Source organism: Methanobacterium paludis (genome assembly GCF_000214725.1).
Classification (GTDB): domain Archaea; phylum Methanobacteriota; class Methanobacteria; order Methanobacteriales; family Methanobacteriaceae; genus Methanobacterium_C; species Methanobacterium_C paludis.
Window position 1 is genome coordinate 2,144,996 of sequence record NC_015574.1, and the last position, 25,495, is coordinate 2,170,490.

At 38.4% G+C, this 25,495-nt stretch carries 31 protein-coding genes; 7 read left to right on the forward strand and 24 right to left on the reverse strand.

The window, feature by feature from the left end:
* The first annotated feature begins 88 nt into the window (after positions 1–88).
* Positions 89–580, forward strand: coding sequence for a formaldehyde-activating enzyme (gene fae / locus MSWAN_RS10100; RefSeq protein WP_013826551.1), 492 nt, complete (start codon positions 89–91; stop codon positions 578–580).
* Positions 581–862: 282 nt separating this feature from the next.
* On the opposite strand, the gene MSWAN_RS10105 is transcribed toward fae, so the two are convergent.
* Positions 863–1,135 carry a PRC-barrel domain-containing protein gene (locus MSWAN_RS10105; protein WP_013826552.1) on the reverse strand — a complete coding sequence of 91 codons (273 nt, stop codon included), beginning with the start codon at positions 1,133–1,135 and terminating at the stop codon, positions 863–865.
* 18 nt (positions 1,136–1,153) lie between these two features.
* The gene (locus MSWAN_RS10110; RefSeq protein WP_013826553.1) at positions 1,154–1,756 is read right to left on the reverse strand and encodes an NTP transferase domain-containing protein; all 603 of its coding nucleotides are present in this window, start codon (positions 1,754–1,756) and stop codon (positions 1,154–1,156) included.
* A gap of 391 nt (positions 1,757–2,147) precedes the next feature.
* Here MSWAN_RS10110 and MSWAN_RS10115 point away from each other — a divergent pair, with 391 nt between their 5' ends.
* Entirely contained in the window at positions 2,148–3,005 is an 858-nt protein-coding gene (locus MSWAN_RS10115; protein WP_013826554.1) for a zinc metalloprotease HtpX, read from the forward strand.
* 337 nt (positions 3,006–3,342) lie between these two features.
* Here the strand turns inward: MSWAN_RS10115 and MSWAN_RS10120 are convergent, their stop codons facing one another.
* From MSWAN_RS10120 to mcrB, 14 genes are all read right to left on the reverse strand, one after another.
* The gene (locus MSWAN_RS10120) at positions 3,343–4,812 is read right to left on the reverse strand and encodes a methanogenesis marker 14 protein (protein WP_013826555.1); all 1,470 of its coding nucleotides are present in this window, start codon (positions 4,810–4,812) and stop codon (positions 3,343–3,345) included.
* A 348-nt stretch (positions 4,813–5,160) separates the two neighbouring features.
* Positions 5,161–6,105: a tetrahydromethanopterin S-methyltransferase subunit H gene (gene mtrH, locus MSWAN_RS10125; RefSeq protein WP_013826556.1), complete on the reverse strand. Its 945-nt coding sequence runs from the start codon at positions 6,103–6,105 to the stop codon at positions 5,161–5,163.
* A 20-nt stretch (positions 6,106–6,125) separates the two neighbouring features.
* Entirely contained in the window at positions 6,126–6,377 is a 252-nt protein-coding gene (mtrG, locus tag MSWAN_RS10130) for a tetrahydromethanopterin S-methyltransferase subunit MtrG (RefSeq protein ID WP_013826557.1), read from the reverse strand.
* 3 nt (positions 6,378–6,380) lie between these two features.
* The gene (gene mtrF, locus MSWAN_RS10135) at positions 6,381–6,584 is read right to left on the reverse strand and encodes a tetrahydromethanopterin S-methyltransferase subunit F (RefSeq protein WP_013826558.1); all 204 of its coding nucleotides are present in this window, start codon (positions 6,582–6,584) and stop codon (positions 6,381–6,383) included.
* A 12-nt stretch (positions 6,585–6,596) separates the two neighbouring features.
* Positions 6,597–7,316 (reverse strand): tetrahydromethanopterin S-methyltransferase subunit A, encoded by a 720-nt coding sequence (gene mtrA / locus MSWAN_RS10140; RefSeq protein ID WP_013826559.1) that lies wholly within the window; start codon positions 7,314–7,316, stop codon positions 6,597–6,599.
* Between the two features lie 12 nt (positions 7,317–7,328).
* Positions 7,329–7,634 carry a tetrahydromethanopterin S-methyltransferase subunit MtrB gene (gene mtrB, locus MSWAN_RS10145; protein WP_013826560.1) on the reverse strand — a complete coding sequence of 102 codons (306 nt, stop codon included), beginning with the start codon at positions 7,632–7,634 and terminating at the stop codon, positions 7,329–7,331.
* Positions 7,635–7,646: 12 nt separating this feature from the next.
* The gene (mtrC, locus tag MSWAN_RS10150; RefSeq protein WP_013826561.1) at positions 7,647–8,435 is read right to left on the reverse strand and encodes a tetrahydromethanopterin S-methyltransferase subunit MtrC; all 789 of its coding nucleotides are present in this window, start codon (positions 8,433–8,435) and stop codon (positions 7,647–7,649) included.
* Positions 8,435–9,142: a tetrahydromethanopterin S-methyltransferase subunit D gene (gene mtrD, locus MSWAN_RS10155; protein WP_013826562.1), complete on the reverse strand. Its 708-nt coding sequence runs from the start codon at positions 9,140–9,142 to the stop codon at positions 8,435–8,437. Before mtrD ends, mtrC begins: the two co-directional genes overlap by 1 nt.
* Positions 9,143–9,164: 22 nt before the next feature.
* Positions 9,165–10,046, reverse strand: a complete 882-nt coding sequence (mtrE, locus tag MSWAN_RS10160) for a tetrahydromethanopterin S-methyltransferase subunit E (protein WP_013826563.1) — start codon at positions 10,044–10,046, stop codon at positions 9,165–9,167.
* A gap of 57 nt (positions 10,047–10,103) precedes the next feature.
* Positions 10,104–11,759 carry a coenzyme-B sulfoethylthiotransferase subunit alpha gene (mcrA, locus tag MSWAN_RS10165; protein WP_013826564.1) on the reverse strand — a complete coding sequence of 552 codons (1,656 nt, stop codon included), beginning with the start codon at positions 11,757–11,759 and terminating at the stop codon, positions 10,104–10,106.
* A gap of 15 nt (positions 11,760–11,774) precedes the next feature.
* On the reverse strand, positions 11,775–12,524 hold the full coding sequence (mcrG, locus tag MSWAN_RS10170) for a coenzyme-B sulfoethylthiotransferase subunit gamma (protein ID WP_013826565.1): 750 nt from the start codon (positions 12,522–12,524) through the stop codon (positions 11,775–11,777).
* A gap of 2 nt (positions 12,525–12,526) precedes the next feature.
* Positions 12,527–13,123 (reverse strand): methyl-coenzyme M reductase I operon protein C, encoded by a 597-nt coding sequence (gene mcrC / locus MSWAN_RS10175; protein ID WP_013826566.1) that lies wholly within the window; start codon positions 13,121–13,123, stop codon positions 12,527–12,529.
* Between the two features lies 1 nt (position 13,124).
* A complete protein-coding gene (gene mcrD, locus MSWAN_RS10180; protein ID WP_013826567.1) occupies positions 13,125–13,559 on the reverse strand; it encodes a methyl-coenzyme M reductase operon protein D in 435 nt (144 codons plus the stop codon).
* Positions 13,560–13,589: 30 nt separating this feature from the next.
* The gene (mcrB, locus tag MSWAN_RS10185) at positions 13,590–14,921 is read right to left on the reverse strand and encodes a coenzyme-B sulfoethylthiotransferase subunit beta (RefSeq protein WP_013826568.1); all 1,332 of its coding nucleotides are present in this window, start codon (positions 14,919–14,921) and stop codon (positions 13,590–13,592) included.
* 276 nt (positions 14,922–15,197) lie between these two features.
* Here mcrB and mmp10 point away from each other — a divergent pair, with 276 nt between their 5' ends.
* A complete protein-coding gene (gene mmp10, locus MSWAN_RS10190) occupies positions 15,198–16,451 on the forward strand; it encodes a methyl coenzyme M reductase-arginine methyltransferase Mmp10 (RefSeq protein WP_013826569.1) in 1,254 nt (417 codons plus the stop codon).
* Positions 16,452–16,746: 295 nt separating this feature from the next.
* Here mmp10 and MSWAN_RS10195 read toward each other — a convergent pair whose 3' ends face one another.
* From MSWAN_RS10195 to MSWAN_RS10225, 8 genes are all read right to left on the reverse strand, one after another.
* Positions 16,747–17,409 (reverse strand): MBL fold metallo-hydrolase, encoded by a 663-nt coding sequence (locus tag MSWAN_RS10195; protein ID WP_013826570.1) that lies wholly within the window; start codon positions 17,407–17,409, stop codon positions 16,747–16,749.
* A 191-nt stretch (positions 17,410–17,600) separates the two neighbouring features.
* Positions 17,601–18,449, reverse strand: coding sequence for an Mrp/NBP35 family ATP-binding protein (locus MSWAN_RS10200; RefSeq protein ID WP_013826571.1), 849 nt, complete (start codon positions 18,447–18,449; stop codon positions 17,601–17,603).
* Between the two features lie 89 nt (positions 18,450–18,538).
* Positions 18,539–18,904 (reverse strand): NifB/NifX family molybdenum-iron cluster-binding protein, encoded by a 366-nt coding sequence (locus tag MSWAN_RS10205; RefSeq protein ID WP_013826572.1) that lies wholly within the window; start codon positions 18,902–18,904, stop codon positions 18,539–18,541.
* 13 nt (positions 18,905–18,917) lie between these two features.
* The gene (locus MSWAN_RS13150) at positions 18,918–19,229 is read right to left on the reverse strand and encodes a hydrogenase maturation nickel metallochaperone HypA (RefSeq protein WP_265101184.1); all 312 of its coding nucleotides are present in this window, start codon (positions 19,227–19,229) and stop codon (positions 18,918–18,920) included.
* 118 nt (positions 19,230–19,347) lie between these two features.
* A complete protein-coding gene (locus tag MSWAN_RS13155) occupies positions 19,348–19,509 on the reverse strand; it encodes a DUF134 domain-containing protein (protein WP_265101169.1) in 162 nt (53 codons plus the stop codon).
* A 284-nt stretch (positions 19,510–19,793) separates the two neighbouring features.
* The gene (locus tag MSWAN_RS10215; protein WP_013826573.1) at positions 19,794–20,888 is read right to left on the reverse strand and encodes a metallophosphoesterase; all 1,095 of its coding nucleotides are present in this window, start codon (positions 20,886–20,888) and stop codon (positions 19,794–19,796) included.
* Positions 20,889–20,946: 58 nt separating this feature from the next.
* On the reverse strand, positions 20,947–21,858 hold the full coding sequence (locus MSWAN_RS10220; protein ID WP_013826574.1) for a methanogenesis marker 7 protein: 912 nt from the start codon (positions 21,856–21,858) through the stop codon (positions 20,947–20,949).
* The gene (locus MSWAN_RS10225; protein WP_227716958.1) at positions 21,843–22,406 is read right to left on the reverse strand and encodes a V-type ATP synthase subunit I domain-containing protein; all 564 of its coding nucleotides are present in this window, start codon (positions 22,404–22,406) and stop codon (positions 21,843–21,845) included. The genes MSWAN_RS10220 and MSWAN_RS10225 overlap by 16 nt, the downstream gene beginning before the upstream one ends.
* 146 nt (positions 22,407–22,552) lie before the next feature.
* Here MSWAN_RS10225 and MSWAN_RS10230 point away from each other — a divergent pair, with 146 nt between their 5' ends.
* The 4 genes from MSWAN_RS10230 to MSWAN_RS10245 all read left to right on the forward strand — a co-directional run bounded on the left by MSWAN_RS10230 (position 22,553) and on the right by MSWAN_RS10245 (position 25,383).
* Positions 22,553–22,765, forward strand: coding sequence for a TRAM domain-containing protein (locus MSWAN_RS10230; RefSeq protein WP_013826576.1), 213 nt, complete (start codon positions 22,553–22,555; stop codon positions 22,763–22,765).
* A gap of 48 nt (positions 22,766–22,813) precedes the next feature.
* A complete protein-coding gene (gene comB / locus MSWAN_RS10235; RefSeq protein ID WP_013826577.1) occupies positions 22,814–23,482 on the forward strand; it encodes a 2-phosphosulfolactate phosphatase in 669 nt (222 codons plus the stop codon).
* A 199-nt stretch (positions 23,483–23,681) separates the two neighbouring features.
* Positions 23,682–24,842: a TraB/GumN family protein gene (locus MSWAN_RS10240; protein WP_013826578.1), complete on the forward strand. Its 1,161-nt coding sequence runs from the start codon at positions 23,682–23,684 to the stop codon at positions 24,840–24,842.
* Positions 24,843–25,170: 328 nt separating this feature from the next.
* Positions 25,171–25,383 (forward strand): DUF1922 domain-containing protein, encoded by a 213-nt coding sequence (locus tag MSWAN_RS10245; RefSeq protein ID WP_013826579.1) that lies wholly within the window; start codon positions 25,171–25,173, stop codon positions 25,381–25,383.
* Positions 25,384–25,495: the final 112 nt, after the last annotated feature.

Genomic DNA, 25,495 nt, shown 5'->3' on the forward strand with positions numbered 1-25,495 from the left:
TATATTTGTGTTATACTCTAAAATGAGATACTATCAATTGGTACATAATTAAGAATGGATATAAAAAAGAAAACGAGGTGCATTATTCATGTATTTGAATGGTGAAGCATTAGTTGGAGACGGAAATGAAGTTGCACATATAGATCTTTTAATAGGGGATAAAGAGGGAGCTGTTGGTCAGGCCTTTGCAAACGCACTTGCAAATCAGGTTGAAAAACACACCCCACTTTTCGCTTTAGTTGCACCAAACATGGTCTGCAAACCCATAACCATGATACTGCCAAAAGTCAGCATCAGAAATCTAGAAGATGCAACCCGAATATTTGGACCGGCACAAAAAGCTGTTGCAATGGCTGTTGCAGACTCTGTTGAAAACGGAACAATTCCAAGGGAAATAGTTGAAGATATCTGTATTCTGTGCGGTGTTTTCATCCACCCAGCAGCCAGGGATCCATACAAGATTTACCAGTACAACTACGAAGCAACTGAAATGGCAATAAAAAGGGCTTTCAACAATGAACCATCAGTGGATGAGGTAATAGCCAAAAAAGATTCTGCAGGACATCCATTCTACAGATAAAACCAGGAAAACATCTTAAATTAGTTAAAAATTGATTTTTTTATTTTTTATTATTTTTATTATACTATTAATCTGCTAAAAATATCTAAAAAGAATTAATCTAAAGAAATTAGTTACCTCAAACGCACCATCTTAAGGTTAAAACTGGTACATGACTAAAAACCGTCATTAATTGAACTAGTTTAAATTAAAAGTTGTTTTAAAGTATTGAACCATATTTAAAGAGCAAACATTATTTTGTATCTTTAACAAACTAAAAAGGATTGAAGAAGGTTTTTTGAGTTATTCTGAAATTATTATGAACTCCCCAACCTTCTCAACTTTGCCAAAAGGTACTAGGATCATGTCTCCTTTTTTCTTTGCACCTTTAACATGCACATTGCGGCCTTTTTCTACCTTTATAACAACATCAGTTATTTTACCAGTTTTACCGTTTATCATGAGCTCTTCAAGTTCTCCAAGTATACGTGCATTGTTTGTTGCAACTTGATATCCCCTGATCTCACTCCAAACCTTTTCTTCCCCTTTAATGAGTTTCCTCTCTTCAACAACCATACTATCACCTGAAAGTTTTCACTTACGAGTTTTCCTCAAAAGTTCCTCTAAAACTATTATGTCATTACAGCTATTAATATTTAAGGCCAACTCAATCTTTCTTATTATCAAAACTTCCTCATTTTGTTGCTTGTCTGTACTTCTTAATATATTTAATCCAGATGGAACCAGATCTCCGAATAAAATGCTGGGTTTCAAACCATATTCTGCAAAAATTGCAGCTGGAACAGCAACACACATTGCAGGCTTACCACATTTTTCATATTCGGAGAGAATATAGTTCACTGTTTCACTTTGAATAAGTGGTAAATCCGAAGTTACTGTAAGTACTACCTGATTTTCGTCTTTGAAATCAAGATTTGAAATAGCAAAGCCCAGATCATCCACGTATCCTTTTCCTGGTGTTTTAATTGTCCTAATTCCAAGATTCTCCACAAATTCAACTGTTTGAGGAGTGTGGGGGCTTGTTGCAACAACGATATCATCCACCATGACCGCACATCTCAACGCATCTATCACGCGCTGGATCATGGGCATTCCCCCAACATTTATCAAGGGTTTTTCCCCTTTTAATTCCATCCTAGTGCCCTTTCCACCAGCCATTACTAAAGCTGTTACCATTTTAAAAACTTCTCCATGATTTAAAGCTCGTAAAACTTTACAATCTAACTTTTAATCGTAAGATTTATATACTCATTTTCATAATATAACATTCTCGATATAATTATATATAAAGCATGGAAGTATAAGATTTAGTTTTAGTAATATAATTAGGATGTAGTTTAATTTAAGGATATAATTTAAAATTTAAGAGTTGATTTTAAATAAAAAGATTTAAAAATAAGATCAGTACCAATGAAATTGAATAAAATATTGAAATAAAAAAAGTAGCTGAAAATTAGCTTAAAAAAATATTTTTTTGGATTTCTTCTGATTTATCAGCTAATAAATTTATCAAGTTAAGAATTAGATCATCAGAGATTAAACAACAAGAATCACGTGGGGATATAAAATGTTTGAAAATGTTAAAACTGTACTTTTACTCACCGTGCTCACATTTTTATTTATGGGCATAGGTTACTTCGTAGGATCCTTATTTGGACTGGGAAGCTTAGGGGCATTATTAGCTCTGGTGTTAGCTGCAGCATTGAATTTCTCATCCTACTTCTTCTCAGACAGAATTGTGCTCAGGATGTACAGGGCAAAGATGGTCTCAGAGCAGGAAGCTCCAGTTCTTCACTCAATAGTCTCAGACCTTGCAATGAGTGCAGGTATTCCGAAGCCAAGGGTTGCAATAGTTGAAAATGCAACTCCAAACGCATTTGCGACGGGTAGAAACCCAAATAATGCAGTTGTAGCGGCCACAACAGGAATATTAAATCTTTTAGATAAAGATGAACTTGAAGGTGTTCTAGCTCACGAGCTTGCCCATGTTAGAAATAGAGATATTCTCATAAGTTCAGTTGCAGCAACGATAGCGGGGGCAATTGTATGGATCGCCAATTTTGCACAGTTTTTCGCATTCTTCGGTGGTGGGGGAAACAACGATGATATTGGAGGAATTGTTGGGCTGATACTCATGAGCATACTTGCACCAATTGCTGCCACAATTGTACAGCTTGCAATAAGCAGATCAAGAGAATTCAAAGCAGATGAAGGTGGAGCAAGAATCTCAGGTAAACCATGGGCACTTGCAAGAGCACTTCGGAAACTTGAAATGGGCGTCAATGCCAGACCGATGGATGCAAATCCTTCAACAGCCCACATGTTCATAGTGAACCCATTCGGAGGAAGAGGCAAAAGCATTGCAAAACTCTTTTCAACCCATCCACCAATGAACGAAAGGATAAAAAGATTAGAAGAGATGTAAATTCTTCTAATTTATTAATTTTTAATTTTTTTAATTTTATCTAATTTTCTGAATCTTTAAATCCTTTTTTATGTTTAATTTGTCGCCTCCTATTTCTTACTCTATTTTTTTCTATTTTTTTAGAAAATAAAGGTTTTTTTAAATTTTAAAATAAATTTGATTTTTAAAATAAATTGAAAACTCTTGAAATAACTTCTTTATAAAAATAAATTTCTTTATAAAAAAATAAATGACCTCAAAATAGCTAATAATGTTACATTGTTTAATAATGTTTTTTTCTTTAAAAACAAGGCGTTAAACAAAAAAAATTATAACTTCATTAAAAAAAGAAAAGTAGTTACTTCTGATTCTGCAGCTTCCTTCTCTGGCCGAGTATGCATGCTCCGCCCTGTCTACCGCCAATCGGAACATTTGGCGTTCCCATTGAGTTCATACACCGTGCCATAACCGCAGCACCCATAGCAAGAGCGTCTGATACAAATATTGTGTTTTTAAAGTATTTCTGGACGTATTCAAGTATCAGTTCCGGTTTTTTACCGGTTATACCTGCCCTTCCAGTTACCCCTAACATCGATCCATCCTCTATAACTCCCTCATCAAATGCTTCTTCAACCAGTCTCTTCACCACAAGTGCACTCACGTGATCCAGCGTCGCAAATAATGTATGTATACCTTCACTTTCGTAGATATCATGGCCAAGTTTGGTTAATTCTGGAATAGCATCACCATTTTTACCCACATCACAACCTATTAAAGTTGTACCTGCCGCATATGCTGCTTTAGGATCTACAGGCACGGTTCCAAACCTATCACGCCCTTCTGGAACTTTTCTTATGTCAACGTATTCATGGGCCTCTTTCGCGAATTTTTTGGCAACTTTCCAATCTGCACCTTTTATAATACCCCTTTTATAAAGGTCCAAGGCCGCGCCTCCACGTTTGTCAACCATTTCTGTTCCACGGATTATGGAGTCTGAAATTCCCCCGGCCAGCCCGCAGAAGTTTCCTATTGTACGGGCGTAAGGCTCATCATTGTTTGTTATACGGCCGGCAAGGGTTGTACCAAAGTCCATTGAAACGCAGGGGTTTCTGAAGTCCACTTTAGTCCACTTGGCCCCTATCTTTATACCGGCAGTTACGAGTTCTCCTTCCATCTCGTTAGCAACCACTGCTTTTCCTGTTGGGGGCAGCACACTTGCAACTGCACCGTCAAATATGATCTTGTCAATCATAGTGTAGTCCTGCAATCGTTTGGGGAAGTTGTCCCTTGACATTGCCGGGGCCATCTTCCGTGGTGGTATACCTGCCTCGAGACAGCCGTTTGCAAGGGCAATTATTAGGTCACCCACCTCTTTTAAACTTGCAAATCCTGCTGTAACTCCTGTTGAACGAACAACGAAATCCAGATCCTTTTCTATATTTACATGGGCTCTTTTTAAGGATTCATGTATGGTGTCTCTTACCATTTCCGAGACAGATTCTTTGGTCAGCTCAACCTCCCACACTGTTTCACCGAATACTTTTTCACCATTTTTAGGCGACCTTATGTCACGGGTCATTTTCACTGTCTTGTCCAGAAGGTATGTTTGGCTTGTCCTCAGGTTTGTGGCTGTGAGTATGCACTTGGTTGTTGTGTTTCCCAGCTCCACCGAGGCCACCACGTAGTATGTGTCCGGTTTCATTGACAGACCTGAACCAACTGTTTTCTTCATGTAAGATGTTGATTTTATATCTTCTATAGATACGTACTTGCTTTTCGCCATAATTGGCTTAGAATTAATACTGAATAATTTACCAAAACGTGACAAAGGTAACCCTCCGAAATATTAAATAGTTCTCTGAATATGGTTCAAATAAGGATAAATATAAATTTTGTGAAATAATTTTTTTTGAATTGGTTAAACTTTTTAAAAACACTAAAAATCGTTAAGAAAGTGAAAAATAATTCATACACTGGAAATTTTTTTAGGGATAAATTAAGTTTAGCAGATTGGTACATTAAATAAAATTAACATTTAATAAATTATTGAAATTTTATCATAATTTAAAATTAATTTCTGAAAAACAAGCTAAAAAAATATTTAAAAAAATATGAAAATTTATTGAAAAGAATTATTTGGCGACTTAAAGTCGCCTTTTTTCTTTTAATTTTTGGTTTAGAGCAATTTGAAGAATGGATGTGTTTCCACTGGCTCTGTTCCAATGTCTTTTGCAGCTTCTGCCATGAATATGTCAGCCATACCACATGCGGAGAATGCCATTTTTGCGTTCTCGATAGGTCCGATGAGCACGAAGTCTCCTCCAACAGCTATCTGCATAAGGTTGGATCCTACATCACAAACAGGCCATACCTTTTTCTTGTTATATTCATTTTCTTTTTTGAATCCTCTTAACCAGTCCCATGCTGATGGAACGTTGTGTATACCGCTTCCTACTGGGTATCCCCATTTACTTTTAACAGCAAATGATGTTCTTAGAGCTGCACCTGCACCCTGACCGAGTGGTGTGATAGCAACGTCCATGAGAGGTTTGTCTATTCCACAGTCTTCTGCTGTTTTTAGAAGACCCTGGTCAAGTGCGTTTCCACCGTCTTCCCAGATTGAAATTTTACCGTCTACACCTGGTTCCATTGGGTTGAACCCAAGGACAATTGATGCTGAAATATCTGAGTCTTTGAGTGCTGCAATTTCGTCAGCGTCTGCAGCCATGTTCAGGGAGTTATATACTGCCCTGTCAGATAAACCTACTTCTGATGCGTATTTTGCACCTGCAACTCTTGCATCTCCAGATGTTGAGTCTATGAAGAATGGTGCGTCTGTAGCGTCGCCCACAAATTCTAAGTATTTAACTATCGCTTCTGATGTTGCACCGAATGTGTGCACGATGTGTGGGTTTCCAGTTAAGTCAGACATTTCTTCCTGTGTTTTGATTAAAGCTTCTGCTTTTTCTTTGTCGAAGGTTCCTGCTTTCTCATCTTCGATTATTTTATGTCCACCATAAAATATGGTTCCTGCTATGACAGTTGGATATTCACCAGGCTGTCCACCAATTTTAGTGCCAGCTATATCTAATACAACTTGTTCTTTGTCAAATCTAAACATACGTAATCCTCCTAATTAATTTAGACTCCACCAAATGATGATAGGATTGCTCCTACTTTTACAACTTTGAAGGCCACAAAAAGGATTATTAGTCCTATTATTATACCGTATAAAATACCTATGTCCCTGCCTATTTGTTGACCCATTCTCTGAGAGGTTTCACCGTAGTCAAACTCAACCTTTCTTTCTATGTCGTCAAGTTTTTCATTTATTTTGTTGTACTCATCTTCAGGGACTATAACTCGAGGTATAACATTTTTTTCTTCTGCCATTTATTATGCCCCCATCAATACCCATACTGCTGGTAAGCCTACGAGGAGCATTGCAAATATGAATCCCATAGCCATACCGTATATCCTTGTTGCTGTGAGACCCGCAAATAACCTCTGGTCCCTACCAATTAACTGGGTACGATATTTTATATCTTTTACAGTGCTTTTAATGCCTCTAACATTTGGTTTGTTTGATAATATTATCATATAGAACCCCCATTATTTCAATAGTAATATGGTTCCGAGAGTTAATATGAAGGCAAGACCAACAACCAGTCCCTGGACTTTTCCAGCGTACATACCTGCAAATATCCTCTGGTAAGAACCTACTGCTTTTACCTGAGTCTGTATGTTACGGATTCTTGCTTCGATTAATGCCGTTTCAGGGGCTACTGGTTTTACTTCTTCTCCTTCTTCCTCTTCGCCTTCTTCTTCGACCTCTATGACCATTGCTTCTTCTTCAAACGCACCTGGGTCCTTTTCAATGCACTCTTTGATCTTGGATGATATTGCCGCTGGATCTTCAACGTCAATCATCTCAACGAGCTCGAGCTGGTTTCGGAACCGGTCTATTCCTTCATCAGGTATGTTCTCGATGTAAGGTATTGCACCTGGAGCATCGATAATATTCCTCTTTTCAGGGTCTACTCCGTTATCCATAAGAGCCCTCATTGTGGCACCAGTTATGTGTCCCTGAACCTCAGATCCTGTAACTAAAAGGAAGCGTATGTTTGGGTTTGATATTATGTTTGCTATGACCTTTTCCATACCTAGGTTTTCTGTGTGTAAAGGACCAGATATAGCGGCTCCTGCCTGTATCGGCATGTCAGCCATGTGTGAACCCAGTGTTACTACACCCACCGGACTCTCAACATCGCCTACTTCGTAGTCCCCCGTAACTGGTGGCCATCCTTCTGATGCTGCTTTTTTTTCAGCCATGTAAAACACCTCCTATAATAATAAGGCGACCAGCAGTACAAGCCCTAAAACAAATCCATAGACCATATTTGTAAGTTTACCTGCTGTAAGATAAACTCCTTCCCTTCCAGGGTAAGCTCCGGGAGAGACGGTTGTTGGGTCTAAGGCATGCTCCATATCGTCTGCGGCAACCTCTAATTCTGCTATTTGTTCGTTTATGGTGTCCATTGATAGAATTAAAACTTCTCTACCTAACGCTGCTCCCACAATACCTGTGGAAGGGTCAAGAGTTAAGTTTGATTCAGGAACGATTTTTATTAAAGGTAACATTTCTACCATTCTTGTTCCTCCTTACTGTTCTCCCTCTTTTGGCCACCATCCAGCCCATTTAACTGATGCTGCGTCCTCTTCGGATGATTGGATGAATGCTCTAATTGAGATGAACCATGCGATAGCACCAATTACAGCTATTAACCACCATGCTTTGGATAAGCCAATTCCAAGTAGACCTACTATTGCCATGGACATGAAACCAGTGGCTGAAGCAAGTTTTAATGTTCTAACACGATTTTCATTTGGACCTAAACATGCGTTGAATGGATGCTGTATGGCCATGGTGTTCATGATGAACAGAAGAGCTATGAACCCTGTTGATACAACTGCTGTCAGTATTGCGGACATTGAGTAACTTCCAGCTATTGCTGCTGAAAATCCGAGTACTGATAATGCAGCTGCTCCAGAAAGTTCAGTTGTACACTGTACAAGTACAGGTATTTTCATATGAACTACTTTTTTACCAATTAAAGCCACTATTGCTCCAAGCACCATTGCAAGCACGAAACCGAATAATGGTCCAAGCATTGCTGGTACTCCTGGCATTAATGCGCCGGCTAAACCTGCTATTGAACCTACTATGGCTATTGCAAGGGACATGTATCCTATTGAAGGAACACCTGTACCTAAACCATAACTTGCAACTCTGGCTATAGCATCAGCACCCCATATTATGGCACAGACACCTCCAATTGCTGCGAATAATGGTCCTAAAGTTGGGATTGGTGTAGCATATACACCTAAAAGACCACCTACAACTCCAAGAGCTAATAGTTTTTTAGGGTTTACTTCGTTTCCTTCTGCCATCAGAAGACACCTCCTTTAATTAGAAGTACTGAAAAAATACCTACTACAAGAGATGCAAGTAGACATGCTAATACTCCACGTCCTAATCTCTTAAATTTAGGGTCGTGGAATCCTTCTATTGTACCACCTATATTGTAAGATGCAATAACTGCGTTCACAAAGAACATACCAACAGCGAATATTCCTGCTACTGTTGTGGCAGCAAGTGAAGTGTATGATAAGCCTGCTGTGGTCAATGCATTGTATAAAGCCCAGTAAACTAATCCTCCACCAATTCCACCAAGGGCAGCTCCGATTGTTCCACTTACGAAACATACGGTTGGAATTCCGTGACCTTCAGTACCTGGTGTTACATATTTTTCTTGCGGATATTTTGTTATTGGGTCGTATTCAACTTTTGCTGATGCAGGTACAATTCCTACACCCCATACGTATATGAAGTTACCTACTAGCATGGTTATGTCGAGCATGATCATTGAACCCACAGCACCTGCTGCAAGGATAACCCATAAAGGTGATCCTGTCATTGCTGCTGCTGTTATGAGTCCAGTCATACCGGAACCTGCTGCAAGCATAGCTGTACCTGTTCCGACACCTGTAGCTGTTGCTATAGCTGCTGGGGCACCACCTACCGGTATGAAGTGTACACCTCCACCAATAAGAACTCCTCCAGCGGTTATAGCACCGATTAATAATAATGGATCCATCATAAAACCTCCTTATTTCTCCTCATTCTTTATATGGTCCATATCTGCCTCTTGCGAAGACTTCTACTCTGTTGTTGAGAACTATCAGTAATAAAACTATTATGATACCTGCAACTACTCCACCTACTGCTCCAAACACCAGTGTTGTCCAGAAGCTCAGGAACACGATAAGACCGAAACAGAATCCTGTGACTGGTCCTCCGAATTTTGCACAGAAGTGCACAACATCAATGGAGTTCCTTGGGCCGAGTTCAGACTCGGTGGTTATGTCACCGTGAATTGAGACAGGTATACCTCCACCAAATGGGTAGGTCTGGTACTCCCTTTCAGCACCGTAGTGAACATCTCCTGTTGATGAACCTATTGCACCTATTGTTATACCCCAAAGCACTGCTAGTAGTGGTATTGGGAATGGGTGCCCGAAGCCCTGTAATGGTAATGTCATTAGATATGATAATCCTACTATACAAAATGTTACTATAAATCCATGGGCAGCTATTGGTCCCAGTGTTTGCGTAAGAACATCCATGAATACTGGTTGATTGAACTGGGATTCACTCACTATCCTTCCTAAGTAAGATGTTGTTGCAAATGCTGTATGGAATAATGCTGCTATAAATGCACCACCAGCTATTGACATTATAACTGGTAACTGTACCGCACCCATAAGGACAAACGCTACAGAACCTGCTATACCTGCAAGTACACCCATCTGAACTGGTTCACCAGAAACAGCTTTGTTGAAGATTCTGTGAAGGTTACCCATCTGGGGAGCAAGTTGAACCTGAGAGTTAGGGTTACTCATTGAACCAGTATCAGATTCTAAGTCCTCTGCAGCTCCTGCAATTGTTGCAGCAGCACCCATGAGAGCGACAACACCTAATCCTGTTATCATAGGGTCCATTTTATTTCCTCCTTATTTTTCAATAAAATAAAAAAAATAGGTGTTTGAAACACCTATTTATTTAGCTGGAGTGATAAGATCTCTTTCTCCGGCTGGTTCGAATTCTCTTAATGCACCTTTAGCAAACTCTGCACGTACTTCTGAGAAGTCAAATGCTAAGTTGTCGTCAGCAAATGCGATTTTAACCAATGGGTTAAGCACAAATGCGTCTTTACGTGCTGCGTGTGCAGACTGAGCTATACCTGCGTATTCACCCTGGTGTCCAACGTTCATTGCGTAGTTAGGGTAGTTAGGTCCTCTTAATTCTGTAGGTAATCCTTCATCTCCCCTAATTGCAAATACGTTAGCTGCACCACACTGATCCTGAAGGTCGTAACCATAGAAACCAAGACGTGAGTGCTGTTCTTTGTGGAGGTACATTGAAAGGTACCATGCACTTAGACCAGTTTGTGCGTTTCCAGTTGCAAATCCAGTTGAACAACCTGCTGCTGCTGCTGTTACTGCTGCTCTCTGTGATCCACCGAACTGGGTCTCGAGGAGAGCTGGGTATTCTTCGTACTGTTCAAGTGCGTAGAATGTAACTTCAGAACCTACGTCAAGAACTGTTTCCATGGTGTTAGGTGCTTCGCATAGTCCACCGAATTTGTCTTCGACGTATTCTTTACCGTAGTAACAGAAGTCGTCAAGAACATTGTCAGTGTAAGCTGCTGTAGCGTACTGTGTGAATCCAACACCACCGGACATGTATGATCCGAGCCAGATCTGGTCGTATAACATTGCACCGGTTGCAACAACGTCGAGTGTTACCCTTACTGGGTCATCGGCGTATTTCCTTGAGGACTGACATATGTCAGCTAGATAACCGAATGGGATTCCACCAGGTTCGTTTTCTCCTCTTGCCCTTCTTTGTGGTAGAGCTGTACCCATGTGTATAACTGCTGCGTGTTTTGCAGCAAATGCGAAGTCACCGGTTGCAGCTTCTCCTGCACACTGTTTGTAAGCTGAGATCATGGACATACCGATCTGCATAGCAGACCATCGGGATGTTGTACCACCATCACAAGTCCTTGAGACTATTGTTGGGATCCTGACAGCTTGCCAGATACCGTCTCCAACTTCAGCTTTAAGAACTTCTGCCTGTTCTTCTGGGAACATTTTGTTTATGTCTAGAACATATGCAGAGTCAATTTCATCTGCTATTTCGTCGTTACCTGTGAAGACTTTCACGTAACTGTCTGCAACAAGTGCAGGGTTGGTTTCCACCATGTGTTCCTGTACAACTGCTGCACCAGGCATTGCGTGGTTTACAGTTTCCAGGTAGTGTGTGATTGTCTCAGGGGTAACTTCTTTACCTAACCTTTTCTCTATAACGTTGTGGGCTGTGTCTAATCCTACAATAACAGTTCTTCGGATGTCATCCCACATCTGCTGCATTGCAGCGTTGTTTACAAAGTGAAGGTCATCACCTTCAACAAATGTGTCTGTGGTTGAGACCTGGTAAGGCATTAAAACCCTTTGTCCTAATGGTGTACCAACATCTGGGTTGTACTGAGGGATTCCACGTTCTGCTGCTATTTTTTTACCAGCTTCAACGAATTCCCTTTTCCTTTCAGACTGTTTCCATCCACCAAAGGAGTAGAAGGTTGTTTTCTTTTCTTCTGGGTCTTCTTTGAATTTCTTATTTAGAGCGTCTATAAATTTTTTATCAGCCATAATTCCACCTCCTGATTATTCAGGTTTGTATCCGCCTTGTGATCTTCTTACGTGTATTCTGTGGAGTACTTCTACTGCGTCTTTGTCGTCTCTGTAAGCTTCACCATCTACCCTGTAGATAGTTGTTTTTGCTTTAAGTGTAGCGTCATCTAGTGGTTCACCTAAAACAACAGGTTCATCAAGCTCGTCACCGATCTGATCTTTTACAGCTTCAACTTTTCCGGTTTCTTTGTTCAGGATCTGCCTTCTTAACATGTCGAACATAACACCGTCTTCATCGAGCCTGAGAGAGTGACCGTGAACACTTTGACCCCTTATACCCGTACGGGCTGGGTCGAAGAATTCTGTTTCAAGAAGTTCCTTGGAGATTTTCTCAAGGTCTCTTTCCCTTGCTTCGATGATCTGCCTTCCAGATAGTGTACCTGCGTCAGCTCCTCTGTATCTGTGTAAGTAGGCTCTTGATCTTACGAATGGCTGAGCTGGGGCGTTGTACATTGAGTCAACGAACTGAATGTATCTTACCCTGTCACCGGCTTTTGCACCGTCAACAGCTTCAACCATTTCTCTTATAGCGTCATCTGGTTCATCCATTTCTTCTAGTGGTGGGTGTACACTTGGGTACTCCTCACCAGGAGCTCTGTGACCTAATATCTTTACAACATCTTCGTCTGAGATTTCTCTAAATTTTTCTAGTTCATAATCAGGGTTACTTAAATTTCTTCGGTTTTGAGCAACCTGACTAGTTCCGGGATAATATTGTGCCATATTCATGCACCTCCTAATGCTAATCTTACCTTTCTAATAATTTCATCCAACTTCTCTTGGGGACAGGTTTCTCCTCTAATAACACCACTTATTATGTCCACAATTTCACCTTGAGTTTTAGGTTCTTCGGGCATAACAGCTTTAGTTTTGACACCGATCTGTGCAAAATCTTCAAAGTCAACGGGATATTCACATATGATAACACAAGGTCTGTTAACATTCCTCAAAATCAGTCTCGCCTTGTAGATGATATGATGCTTCACACCACCAAGGTGTACAACAACTACCCTGTGCCGTTTTATCTGCTCAATCTCCTTTGGAGTGAGTCCGAAAAGGCTTCCATGGCCTGCTGTTGGAGCGTCTTGTGGAACACCTGATCCTGCGTTTAAAACAAGCGTACTTGTCTGTATGTTAGCTTCCCTAAGAGCAAATGTGATTTCACAAACAGGTTTAGTTATGTGCCTCCGTCCTGGAGACATTGCTATTGCCAAAACTTCACTTCCACACTGTGCAAAGGTTCCTCTCTGGGCAATTCCTCCTCCTTCACCCATTCCCATGGTTTCTCTGCAATCTACAACATGTGTGGATTTTCCAATCATGTTATTTTTTCCTCTTGAGTATTTTGGCCCTTTCACTGAGTTTGGCGTTTTGATCGGTCAGACCGATCATTTCTTCTGGAACTTCGTCCAGTTTGTCTCCATACTTTATCTGATCTGTTACTGTTTTCTGTTTCCTTATGAACAAACCCATGTGTATGTTGTAGCCAAAGGGTAGATTATCCTCACATATTTCACGTATTTCATCTATTGTCTCTTCCCCGTCGATTTCCATTAAAACTCGACCAGTTTTGACTTGTAAATCTACTTCTTCCCCTTTGACGATTATAATCCTGCGATCTGGGTTTCCTGCTTCAGGAGGAAGTCTTTGTCCATGTAGAACCATTCTTTTAACGCCTGCAACCTTATCAAGATCATTTAACAATCTTTCAGTTGTATCAGCGCTTAACAATCTGTGTGGAAATATTTCAATGTCCATTTACTGTCTTACCCCCAAGTGTGGATTAATTTAGACCTGATCTTTTATGTTGACTGCTGCCTCCACTACATATTTGAGTGGTTCTCGGAATGCATCAACTTGGCTGAATACTTCTTTTATTAATCCGGAAGTTGCTTCTGGGGAAAACATCTGTGTACCTGCATCTAAGGCCATTGCGGCTGCTACACAAGGTATAGCGAACCCTTTACTGTGCCTTGTAACAATGTGGTTTCCGTTGAATATACCTGGACCTCCACCACCGTATATGGAGTGGCTGAAGAAGGAGAATCCTACAGCTGTACCTTCTACCCTACCAAAGTCTACGCCTGGTAATCCTGTTTCAAATTCCATTATATCATTGAAGTATAGTAAAGATGAAGCAACGTTCTGTGCAGCCCTTGAGGCACCTGCATTAACCATTGCGGCAGAAGTCATACCTGCTGCTGCATATGCGTTCCATTTTGCGAGGTCGTCTGTACCGTATAGTCCAAAGCCGTTTAGGTCTTTTTCAACACCTATAACACCGTCAGCTTCAGCCCTTGCAACTGTGTCAGCTACAACGGATCCAACTGTACCTTCTTTACCGTTTGCTTTAACTAAATCAAATACCATGTTGTCAGCGTTAAATCCTTGGTATGCAAGTCCGAGGAGGTGCATCCTTTCAAATGCTCCTACTGCGTCTCCCATCTCAAACATTGCTGATTGTTCTAATAAGCTAGATAGAGCAGTTGTCTGCATTGTGTTTTTGAGTGTTGTTGCTACAACGTGGTTTACCATGATGTTCCTTAATGCGTAACCTACACCTTCAAGTTTCTGAGGCACATCAAGCATTGTTGCTAAGTTTCCACCCATATAATCAACTGTCTGTGGGTATCTACCTAAAATAGCTGCTTTAACCATGTTTGCATCGTACATGCTTACATCACAAACATCTATTATGGCTTGGATAAATGCTGAAGCAGTTACTGAAGCTGCTGCTGAGTATTCAGCTGCTGCATCAAACCTTACGGTTGGTATCTGCACAAGTACCCTTTTTCCACCTGCTAATAATTTTACGTTTGTGTTGTCAGTTTCTTCAACTTGGATAATTTCTTTTGCTTTTTCTGCAATGGCTTCAGCATTTCCAACTAGGTCAAGATCTAATTCTCTACCTAAGATTTTACATGCCTTTCCACCGACAGTTGCGTTCCTTAAAGTGTTTTCTGTACCTTCTAGGTTTACAGCTACAGTCCTTTTTACACCCTGAATGATCCCTTTAATTGCTGGGTTCCTCAATGGACTTAGAGCTTCTAATGGTACTTGTTCTTCAACGAGATTGCCTCTGTCGTCGTACAAGTCGATCTTATCTTCAAACTTTGCCATTTTTTCCCTCCTACGAATTCTTGTACACCATTTCTTTTGTACTACAAATTTCTGTGAACTATTATTGATTCAGTTCACAGTGAGGTTACCCTCTTAGTACTCTTTTGATATACGGAACTCAATCTTTGGCTTATATGTTATTAAAGTTTCTTCTTGAATCAATTAGAAAGATTTATAAATGAGGATAAGTTAAAAGTTTCCTAGTGTTTAAGTTAGTTCTTAAGGTACTTTAATACCCAAAATTACTTATTTTACATATTAAAAGAAGTAGGTATTATGCAGATAATAGCAGATGTAGGTGGAATACCTGGTAAAGACTGCAGAGGATTCTGTAAATATTGTTATTTCAGAAAAGTAAAGGGTAACGATCCTCTTGGATGTAGATATTGTTCACCAGGGAAGGTTGGTTGTGAAAAATGCACAACCGGAGTTAGAGAAACAAAAAACGAATTTATACCTCCTTTCATGGTTGTAAACTCGGTCCAGAATTCCCTTATGATGGGTAACTACCTTGAAAATGATCTCAAGGTGAATATAAGCGGAGGAGGCGACGTTAGTTGTTATCCCTACCTTCAAGAAGTTACTTCAGCATTAAACCAATGGAATCTTCCCATACACCTTGGTTATACAAGCGGCAAAGGAATAGACAATTCAAAGACTGCAGAAGACCTCATGTCTCAGGGAGTTAACGAAGTAACTTTTACGGTGTTTTCAACAGATCCTGGCCTCAGGAAAGAGTGGGTTGGAGACCCAAATCCTGAAGAAGCTTTGAAAGCTCTTAAGCTGTTTTGTGAGAGCTGTGAAGTTCATGCAGCGTCTGTAATAGTTCCAGGTGTAAACGACGGTGAAAAACTCTTTGAAACCTGCAGCAAACTCGAAGAATGGGGTGCAAAGGCGTTCATACTCATGAGGTTCGCAAATTTCAGAAATCAAGGTCTTATTTTAGGTAACGAACCCATTTTGGAGGGAGTAGAACCACACAGCTTAAATCAGTTTGAAGAACTCGTTAGAAGAGTTAACGATGAGTTCAATCTTCGAGTTACAGGTACACCACTTTGTGATCCTGAAAATGACACACCTTTTGCAATTTCAAAGGATAAAAACAAGGAATACTTGGATATTCTTTCGGAAATTAAATCTGAAGCCACAATATTAACAAGTAAAACTGCAGCACCATTTATAGAAAAAATAATTAGGAATATTGGAGCTGATGACTTTGTAAACGTTGTTGCGGTGGACCAGGATATAGGATGTTTAATTACCCAGCAAGATCTTGAAAATCTGGACCTTAAAGAGCTCAAAGAGACTGTAATATTTCCTGGACGTGCCTTTGTACATAATAAAATGGCTGAAAAGGTTCTGACTAGGGATGGTGTGGATAGGATAGTCATGCGAGGCCCCGAAAAACTTTCCGTTGATGGTGAGATGAGTGGAACGCTTACAAAAGAACAAGTTCTTAAAAAAGAATTGATAGCCTTCGAAGATTTAATTGAATATATAAATTTCTTCGGGGTTCGAAAAAATAAATAAACTAACTATTTTTATTTTTGTTGTATTTATTCTATAATAAAATATTTTCATCTAATAAGCCCAATTAAACTTTAAAATTGTTAGTTCACCCATTTTAAATGCTTTTTTAAATTTAAATTTGTCTCAATTCTTTGTCAAAATCAAAATATTCAGTATAATAATATATAACTCAAATTCTAAAAAATTTTAATTAAACATAAAATCTAATAAACTGGTTTTAGATAACTTAACAGTTGATTTGGTTGTTTTAGGTGAAGTTGACTTCCAACCAAATTTCCAAACACAAATAAAAAAATTATCTCAATTCATTAAAGCTTATGTTTCCACATTCATGATAACTATCGGGAAAAGCTGTTTTTATGTCATTTTTATGCCTTGTACAGTGACATGGCATTAAAAAAGGTATTTCTTCAAGAAAATCGATACTCTGTAAGTCATGCAACCCCCCTACAACACCATAAATCTTCCCAAATCTTTTTGCAGTTTTAATTATATTTTCAAGACCGGGATGTGCACAGCCCGTCAAAACAACCACTCCCTTAACTGTTTGGAGTATTAAAGATTGTTCAATTTTTTCATTCCCCAGTTCACCTGTTGAATAAACTCCTTCACATATTTCAACTGGATTTGAAACCTCAAAAAGATTTGAATATCTCTTTATTTCATTTTTAAGATTTTCTGAGAAAGATTTAGGAACATACACTTCTGGAAAATCAGTGCCAGCCAAAATGTGATTCAGTCCACTTATATGATCCCAGTCCTGGTGGGACAAAACCAAATTTTGGATATTTTCAGGTTTTACATCAAATAATTCCATATTATGAAGCAATACGTTACCATCCCACCCTGTGTCAAATAAGACGTTGTTTTTATCTGTTTCTACAAGACATGAAAATCCCCAGCTTTTCATGAAATTTTTAACGCCTGATTCATTGTTGTAAAGGATTTTAAGGTTCATTTTACACCTTTGATTCATTGTATGTAATTTGATATTCTAATTATCCTATAACAAATACACATTTTACCGGCCTTTTCAAAAAAATGGGAGATTTATAGAGGATTTATAGGAGATTTATAAGCATATACCACACATATGTTACCTATGGCTTATAAATCGTTTTACTTTCTATTTATTCCTATTTAAATGGTTTACTTCTCGATTTCAAACTCTATTTTACCCACAATTTCTAGGAATTTCTTTGATAGTACTGATTCGGGGTGTTTAACCACCATTGGTGATCCTTCATCTGGTGCTGTTGGAGCCTTAGGGTCTATTGGCAGTCTACCTAGGAAAGGAATACCCATAGATTTTGCCATTTGTTCTCCGCCGCCTTGACCAAATATTGGGGTTTCTTCGCCGCAGTGGGGACAAACAAAACCGGACATGTTTTCTATTACACCAATGATTTTGATCTTCAACTGTCTGGCCATGTTAACAGATTTTTCAACATCATCAATTGCAACGGACTGGGGCGTGGTGACCACAACAACCCCATCAAGGAATGGAAGGGTCTGTAAAACGGTTAATGGTTCGTCACCAGTTCCCGGAGGATTGTCTATGATCAGTACATCCAAGTTTCCCCATGAAACATCTGCTAAAAACTCTCTTATTGCTCCAGTTTTTTGCGGACCCCTCCAGATAATTGGTGAGTCATGAGACTCAAGTAAAAATGCCATGGACATCACTGCTATGCCTTCATCAGTTTTCACAGGCAGTAATGAATTTCCTTCAATTTCAATCTTCTTTTCCTCAACTCCCATCATCTTAGGAACGTTTGGTCCGTGTATATCTGCATCCATGATTCCCGCTTTATATCCCTTCTTGGAAAGGGCAGCTGCCAGGTTCACAGCAACCGTGGATTTACCAACCCCTCCCTTTCCACTCATAACTGCAATTTTATATTTTATATTATTCATATTCTTTGTAATTTTGATATTTTGCTCCATTAAAGCTAATTTCTGTTGTTCTTGAGGGTTTCCTTGATGTTCATTGACCATTTAATTCACCAGCATATTTTAAGATATTTTAAGATTTACTCAATAACCTATTAAAAACGAACTTCTATTTAAAAATAAATAAAACGATTTTAATTGTCTTTAGGACAGGAGTTCTCATTTGTTGAAGAAAGTTTTCCTGCGTTCCATTGTTTAATTACATCTTCAACAGTTCCTGAAGCTCCTGAAAATATGGTTATACCATTTTGGGTTAATATGGATATTGCCTTCGATCCCAAACCTCCGCAGATCAAGATATCAGCACTTGATTCTGCTATTATTTCAGCAGGGGTCATAGTTCCACCTTCATGTCTCCCTGTACATTTTTTAGATTCATAACATTTAATTATTCCATTTTCAACTTCGGCAAAGACGAAGTAAGAAGTTTTACCGAAATGTGCTGACATTTCAGCGTATGGGCCTATATCGCTTTCTGTAGGTACGCAAATCATGGTCATTTTTGTTACCTCCTTACTCTGCACCGCATAAAGATGTGTCACATTTGGGACATTTAGCTGTTCTGCATGGGATTCCCGGAGTTTTTTCAGATTCGTAACCACACTGGGGGCATTTGCATACCCTTGGAGCACCGGCACCCATCCGTGCGCCACTTCCTCCTCTCCTTCCTAAACCTGGTTGTCCCATCGCTTTGGGAATTTCTTCCTCAAGAGAAATTGTGTATATGTCTTCAGATTCACAGTCAGGACATTTCTCATATTCTTTTTCAGGACTGTGCCATTCAAAGCCACATACCCTGCATTTATACCTTCTTTCGTTTGTCATATAGTTTCCTCCAATTATTTCTATTATTTTGCCTTCGACCAGTGCTTGGGCAATCTTTTGCCGGGACAAATTTATAACGGTGAAATGTGGGCTGTGAAATTCCCATTAACGTAGTTGCTTACTTTTGCTGTATCTGCTGATAATCTCGAAGTCTCACTGCCTCAAATTCATCTAAATTTATTTTTATAACTTCAAATTGCCCGTTATTTTTAGTATCTGGTTTAAAACACCTTACTGATGGTTCTCCAAATATTTTCCTGCATCTTCTTGGTCTAGGCATGTTATGAATATATATTCATAACTCTATTTAAAACTATTGAAATTTAATCAAAAAATTAATCAAAAAAAGATTTAAAGCCCATATCCGGATTTAATCCCAATTTAAACTTATTTAAAACTTATTTAAAACTTATTAAAATTATACATATTCTAAAAACAGGAAAATAACTAATAAATTAAAGAGTTTCTAAATCAAAACAAGATAAAAAAAATAGAATAACTTTCTAATTCGAAAACAAGTTAAGATAATAAACAAGTTAAAAAAAATGATATATCTTTAAATATTTAACCTTGAACTCCACTTCTCAAATTAATCAATGTTATCTCACATTTTGATCCCAGTCTCATAGGCGGTCCCCATGTCCCGGTACCTGGAGAAACGTATAAATAAGTCTTCAATTGTGCACCATTATACTCATAAATGCCCTTCACATACGGGAACATTAATTTGACCAGAAAATTAAAAGGAAACATCTGGCCTTTGTGTGTGTGGCCTGAAAGTTGCAAATCAACTCCTGCTTCATTTGCAGTCTTCAATCCCCGTGGTAGATGATACAAAAGGACTGAAGGTTTTTCATTGTTAATATCAAGTTGAGATAGTACTTTCTTCAGATGATCCTTCTTAAAAGAGTAGTTTACACCAACTATCTGCAATCCACAACACTCCACCATCTCATCGCAAAGAATCTTAATTTTTATATCCTTTAAAACCCGGAAAACCTCATCCAATCCTTCATAAAAATCATGATTTCCAGTTACAAAGAATACTGGTGCATCTAAATCATTTATAGACTTGAAGGTATGAGTGTGAAGCCTTGCACTTCCATCCACCATATCTCCAGTTATTAAAACAATGTCAGGTTTTAATTTATTTGTTTCAGCTACTATCTTTTCCATATAACCAGAATTTCTTATAGAACCTATATGAATATCGCTTAGTTGAACAACCTTTAAATCTTCATTTAAACCAGTTATATGAATGTTGATTTCTTTTGTATTTAATAATAAGCTGTTAACAATTGAATAAATACTTAATGCAAGTGTTAATATCCCTATTATAATTCCTGCTGTTTCATGAGGTATTTTAACAAAAAATGACAATATTCCATAAATTACCAGGAAGAAGAGTAAATAAAAGGATATTCCCATCCATGCAGAGGCTGCAGCGTAGAAAATTCGGGTTAAATTGTTTGAGACAGTTTTTTCAATAAGTGTGGCTACAGGATATGAAGCTGCTGCAGTGAACATGAGAATGTAAAAAATTATGTTCTGGGACATGCCCAATAAAAATGCCATCCCATAAAAAACAAAGTAGTTAAGGGCTAAAAATCCCACAAAGAACAGGGATAGAAAACTTGCAAACTGAAGGATTCTTCTCATGGATAAACCTCTACTAAATGGATATTCTAAGATAAAAAAATTTTAATATTAAACCATATTAGATAATTGAAGTCTCTGGAAGCAGTTTGACCAGTGTATAATCGTACATAAACGATTTTTTTATATCTGAGATATCACCAAGGACATAGTCGTTCACAACAACCTTTGAAATTTCCTCATGGTAATCATCATAGTTTAATTTGACCCTTACACCATCAAGCTGGCTTACAACCGGTAATGGAGAATAAATCTCTTTTACAGCAGGCACCTGATTTTCTATCTCTGTTTTTACAAGTATGGATGGCACAATCGGTGGATCGTCCGCCATTTCAACCCTTTTCTTGTCAAGAATTCCCTCAACAACCTCAACAAGTTTTCTAAGTGCCCTTATATCTTCTCCCCTTTTAAGTCTCCTTGGAATTCTACCAAGACCCCCAACATAAGCGTCTGCCCCCGGTATTTCAGAAACGTCAATGTTGGGAGCTCCTGTTACTACCACAGGTATTTCTATATCCTCAAAGAGATGAGTTTTATTTGTTATGCATTCTTTAAAGCTTCCAAGGGCAAATACTGCCAGATCATGCTCCTCTATGAGGTTTTTTTCGTCTTCGGATATTCTGGATATCCCTTTTCCAGCGCCCCTGGCGAGTCCTATCATGTTATCCTTTGCACCGTATCTACGTAGATATTCAGAGATGTCACAGGCAGAATGGGGAAGATGCTGCCTTGCAAGGGTTGGTGAAACTACCGCTATTTCAGTACCGGCCATTGGAGCAATTTGAACCTTTCCAAGAAGTTGCTTTGCTTTTTCCTTTACCTTGTCAACGTCTTCAATTGGGACTGCAAGCGTTAGAACTAGATCCATTTGACTTGTGGTCTCCTGGAGCACAAAACCCCCAAGATCTTCTATAAGCTCATTCATTTCTTCGTGCTTGTGAATTCCACCAGTATAAGTCAGAGTTTCATACATAAGTTTTTCTCCAGAATGTTGTATCTCAGTTCAGCCCTTTTAATTGGGTTTAAGGGTGCATTTTTATGGGATGGTATCTCAACAGCCCTGAACCCATTGAGCTTTATTTCATCTGTTATCTCATCTTTCATGTAATCCGGATAAACCAAAAAATCATATGTATTTTGATCATCGTTTTCGTGGACAACCGTGAATCCAAGATCCTCCACAATATCCTTTAAAAAATTTGAATATACTTTAACTTTTATTTTTCGATTTTCATTGGAAGAATCCAGAACACCTGCATTTCCCACGGATGATACGGGCTGTGTACCAAACATATCTGAAATCGTTTTTATACTGTTATTTATCTGTGAAAATGTGTTTAACTTTATTTTTATTGACTTCTTATTTGTATTTGTTTCTGAAAGGACTACCGCAACGTCTGCACCTGCAGAATCCGTATCTTTCATCACAGTAAAATCCCGGACACCTGCAAGTCTCAGTATTTCCTGACACATGGGTGTTGTAACGATCTTCATATCAGCGAACCTCATAAAATAATTCAAGAGTTACTCCTATAATAATATATTTATAAAGCTTGAAACAAGGCTTAAAATTTTACTTTATTATTATGCTACACAAGATTTATATAATTAGTTAAACAGAATAAATTATACTAAGACCGTTTAAGTTGGTCTGGGGATGTGAATAAATGTTTAGAGTAGATCAAAGTCCAAAAACAGCTCCTATTCAAGAAGGGGAAGAATACGACGTTAAAATTGAGGATGTAGGTAAAGAAGGAGATGGCATAACCCGTATAGAAGGTTTTGTTGTGTTTGTGCCGGATACTAAAGCAGGTGACGAAGTTAAAGTGAGGATAACATCTGTAAGAAGACGTTTTGCTTTTGCTGAGAAAGTCGAGTGAATTAAGAGATTTTTTTTAAATATTTTTTTCTATTTTTTTGGTGTTCAAATGAAAGTTTCCCTAAGTCTAGAAAGATCAAACTCCCGCGACGTTGCAATAATGGTAGATACATTAAGGGCCAGTACCACCATGACGGTTGCACTTGAAAATTTCAAGAAGATATTACCGGTAAAAAACATAGAAGAGGCAGAAAAACTTGCAGATAAATACAATGCAGTTCTGGCAGGCGAAAGAGACGGAGCACGAGTAGAAGGTTTCGATGCAGGAAATTCACCTGTTGAAATCAAAAACTTTAAAGGAGAAATTCTAGTTCTCACAACAACCAACGGAACCCGGGTACTTGAAGGAATAAATTCAAAAACTCTTGTAGGATCCTTTATAAACGCAAAAGCGGTGGCAGAAAAGGCGGTTGAAATTGCAGACAGCCACATTGAAGTTGTGATGGCCGGAGTGAATGGAAAATTTGTCATAGAAGACTTTCTTGGAGCAGGTGCGATAATATCCAATCTGCAGGATCAAGAACTGGATGAAGCAGCTATTGCAGCCTGCATGGCTTCTCATGATAAAAAAATGGTGAATGATGCCGTTAAAAATTCAAAATCTGCAGCTGGACTCTACAAACTAGGATTGGGCAAAGATGTTGAATTTTGCCTCAATCGAAATATATATGATACTGTTCCAGTATACAAAAATGGAACAGTTGAAAAGATGCTGTAGTTCAATAACTTAATAATTAATGAATTTCAAAGTAATACATAACAGTTAATGGATAAAAACATCTAAGTTAGAGCTTATAAAAGAATCTAAACTAACCAATTTAAAAAATAGCTAAAAAATGGAGTATATCCTTATTTTTAAGGATTATTTTTAATTTTTACAAAAGAAACTCTAACTTAAACATATAAAGTGAGACCAAATGGCACCAGAAAATCTTAAAATAATTGGCACAGCCCATGTATCGGATAAAAGTGTTGAAGAAGTAAGACAAACAATACTTGAAGAAAACCCCGATGTTGTGGCAGTTGAGCTGTGTCAAAACCGTTATCTAAATATGATGGCTGAAAAAAACGGCCAGCAAAAGCAGGATGTCCCAATAAAGGAGATCATAAAAGGGAACAACCTTACCATGTTCCTTGTGAGCACCTTCTTATCCTACTTCCAAAAGAAAATAGGGGAAGATGTGGGAGTTAAACCTGGTTCTGAAATGATTGCAGCCATAGAAGCTGCTGATGAGGTTGGGGCGAAGGTGGCACTCATTGATAGGGACATTCAAATAACCCTGAAACGCGCTTTAAACCAGATGAGTTATTTTGAGAAGGCAAAATTTGTATATGGTATAATAGCTTCATTTTTCAGTAAAGAAGAGGCCATAGAAGATATTGAAAGCATTAAAGAAGGAGATACATTGGCAGAAATTATGGGGTATTTTAAAGACATGTCACCCAAAGCCTTTGACGTGCTAGTAACAGAAAGGGACGCTTTTATGGCCAGTAGACTCCTTGAAATCAACGAAGAAAATGTTGTGGCCGTTGTTGGAGCCGGACATCAGGAAGGAATAAAAAAGAACATGGAAAACCCCAAGGATATTCCCCCGCTTCAAGAGCTTTTGAACATCAAAAAATCAAAAATTCCCATTGGGAAGCTCATTTTATTCTCAATACCTGCTATTTTTATCATAATTTTTGTACTTGCATTTATAAACGGTATAAACATCAAAACCAGCATAATGCAATTTGTATTGCTCACAGGAGGGCTTTCGTTTATCGGTTCAATTTTATCGGGTTCAAAAATATACTCTGCAGTAACAGCATTTTTAGTGGCCCCCGTAACCTCTATACATCCACTTTTAGCTGCAGGATGGTTTTCAGGGATAGTTGAAGCCAAATACAGACATGTTTCCATGGACGATATGTCCAACATCACAAAATGCGAAAGTTTCAGGGAGCTTCTAGGAAACAACCTTTTCAGGGTGCTTCTTGTAGTCGTAGGGACAGATATAGGCTGTACAATCGGTACCCTTATCTCTATACCAAATGTGTTCTTACCTCTCTTCAACAAGATATTTGGATTTGGATAGTAAAAAAGTAGAATAGAATTAGAAATAGATAAGGTTAGAAGAATCTATTTAAAAATTTTTGAAAGAATTTTTTTATTTATCACTAATTTTTAAGAATAAAACATCAAATAGACTTAGCGAACTATTTAATGACTGATGTTTGATTTTTTATTATACTGAACGAAGTTTACTAGACTCAAAGATTTAAATGAACCAAGATTTAAATGGAACATAAAAACATATTCCAAATAAACATTCCAAATAAAATTATATCAAATAGAGTGATACAAGATCAAATAGTATTAAAAAAAGTTCAAAGGATAAAAAAATCGATCTGAAAGTGATATCCATGTACCTCATCTTTAGATGTGACTGCGGCCGCACAATGTACTCCAAAGAGGAAGTAGCTCGCAAAAAATGCGTTTGCGGTAAAAACCTTAAGGTTAAGGAGAGGAGAATCCTGGCCAAAACAGACAATGCTGAATCAGCTTCTCAAATGGTTAGAAAGTTTCAAGAAGAAAAGTACGGTGGGTTACAGTTCACCACAGCCGATAGGATCTGATATTGATAAGAAATGGATCAATTTTTTGAACTAAGCAACCTCCTAAAACTGAAAAAAATATCCTAAAATTATCTTAAATTATCCTAAATATTAATCATCACCCCAAGACTGG

Excerpts from the sequence above, each read along its gene's own strand:
- mtrD (WP_013826562.1), bottom strand. The coding sequence starts at position 9,142 with ATGGATCCATTATTATTAATCGGTGCTATAACCGCTGGAGGAGTTCTT.
- mtrA (WP_013826559.1), bottom strand. The coding sequence starts at position 7,316 with ATGGCTGAAAAAAAAGCAGCATCAGAAGGATGGCCACCAGTTACGGGG.
- mtrC (WP_013826561.1), bottom strand. The coding sequence starts at position 8,435 with ATGGCAGAAGGAAACGAAGTAAACCCTAAAAAACTATTAGCTCTTGGA.
- mcrA (WP_013826564.1), bottom strand. The coding sequence starts at position 11,759 with ATGGCTGATAAAAAATTTATAGACGCTCTAAATAAGAAATTCAAAGAA.
- MSWAN_RS10230 (WP_013826576.1), top strand. The coding sequence starts at position 22,553 with ATGTTTAGAGTAGATCAAAGTCCAAAAACAGCTCCTATTCAAGAAGGG.
- MSWAN_RS10195 (WP_013826570.1), bottom strand. The coding sequence starts at position 17,409 with ATGAACCTTAAAATCCTTTACAACAATGAATCAGGCGTTAAAAATTTC.
- mtrG (WP_013826557.1), bottom strand. The coding sequence starts at position 6,377 with ATGGCAGAAGAAAAAAATGTTATACCTCGAGTTATAGTCCCTGAAGAT.
- mtrH (WP_013826556.1), bottom strand. The coding sequence starts at position 6,105 with ATGTTTAGATTTGACAAAGAACAAGTTGTATTAGATATAGCTGGCACT.
- mcrD (WP_013826567.1), bottom strand. The coding sequence starts at position 13,559 with ATGGACATTGAAATATTTCCACACAGATTGTTAAGCGCTGATACAACT.
- MSWAN_RS13150 (WP_265101184.1), bottom strand. The coding sequence starts at position 19,229 with ATGACAAACGAAAGAAGGTATAAATGCAGGGTATGTGGCTTTGAATGG.
- MSWAN_RS10240 (WP_013826578.1), top strand. The coding sequence starts at position 23,682 with ATGGCACCAGAAAATCTTAAAATAATTGGCACAGCCCATGTATCGGAT.
- MSWAN_RS10110 (WP_013826553.1), bottom strand. The coding sequence starts at position 1,756 with ATGGTAACAGCTTTAGTAATGGCTGGTGGAAAGGGCACTAGGATGGAA.
- mcrG (WP_013826565.1), bottom strand. The coding sequence starts at position 12,524 with ATGGCACAATATTATCCCGGAACTAGTCAGGTTGCTCAAAACCGAAGA.
- MSWAN_RS10215 (WP_013826573.1), bottom strand. The coding sequence starts at position 20,888 with ATGAGAAGAATCCTTCAGTTTGCAAGTTTTCTATCCCTGTTCTTTGTG.
- mcrC (WP_013826566.1), bottom strand. The coding sequence starts at position 13,123 with ATGATTGGAAAATCCACACATGTTGTAGATTGCAGAGAAACCATGGGA.
- MSWAN_RS10115 (WP_013826554.1), top strand. The coding sequence starts at position 2,148 with ATGTTTGAAAATGTTAAAACTGTACTTTTACTCACCGTGCTCACATTT.
- fae (WP_013826551.1), top strand. The coding sequence starts at position 89 with ATGTATTTGAATGGTGAAGCATTAGTTGGAGACGGAAATGAAGTTGCA.
- mtrE (WP_013826563.1), bottom strand. The coding sequence starts at position 10,046 with ATGGACCCTATGATAACAGGATTAGGTGTTGTCGCTCTCATGGGTGCT.
- mtrF (WP_013826558.1), bottom strand. The coding sequence starts at position 6,584 with ATGATAATATTATCAAACAAACCAAATGTTAGAGGCATTAAAAGCACT.
- MSWAN_RS13155 (WP_265101169.1), bottom strand. The coding sequence starts at position 19,509 with ATGCCTAGACCAAGAAGATGCAGGAAAATATTTGGAGAACCATCAGTA.
- comB (WP_013826577.1), top strand. The coding sequence starts at position 22,814 with ATGAAAGTTTCCCTAAGTCTAGAAAGATCAAACTCCCGCGACGTTGCA.
- MSWAN_RS10205 (WP_013826572.1), bottom strand. The coding sequence starts at position 18,904 with ATGACCATGATTTGCGTACCTACAGAAAGCGATATAGGCCCATACGCT.
- MSWAN_RS10105 (WP_013826552.1), bottom strand. The coding sequence starts at position 1,135 with ATGGTTGTTGAAGAGAGGAAACTCATTAAAGGGGAAGAAAAGGTTTGG.
- mmp10 (WP_013826569.1), top strand. The coding sequence starts at position 15,198 with ATGCAGATAATAGCAGATGTAGGTGGAATACCTGGTAAAGACTGCAGA.
- MSWAN_RS10200 (WP_013826571.1), bottom strand. The coding sequence starts at position 18,449 with ATGGTCAATGAACATCAAGGAAACCCTCAAGAACAACAGAAATTAGCT.
- mcrB (WP_013826568.1), bottom strand. The coding sequence starts at position 14,921 with ATGGCAAAGTTTGAAGATAAGATCGACTTGTACGACGACAGAGGCAAT.
- mtrB (WP_013826560.1), bottom strand. The coding sequence starts at position 7,634 with ATGGTAGAAATGTTACCTTTAATAAAAATCGTTCCTGAATCAAACTTA.
- MSWAN_RS10220 (WP_013826574.1), bottom strand. The coding sequence starts at position 21,858 with ATGTATGAAACTCTGACTTATACTGGTGGAATTCACAAGCACGAAGAA.
- MSWAN_RS10245 (WP_013826579.1), top strand. The coding sequence starts at position 25,171 with ATGTACCTCATCTTTAGATGTGACTGCGGCCGCACAATGTACTCCAAA.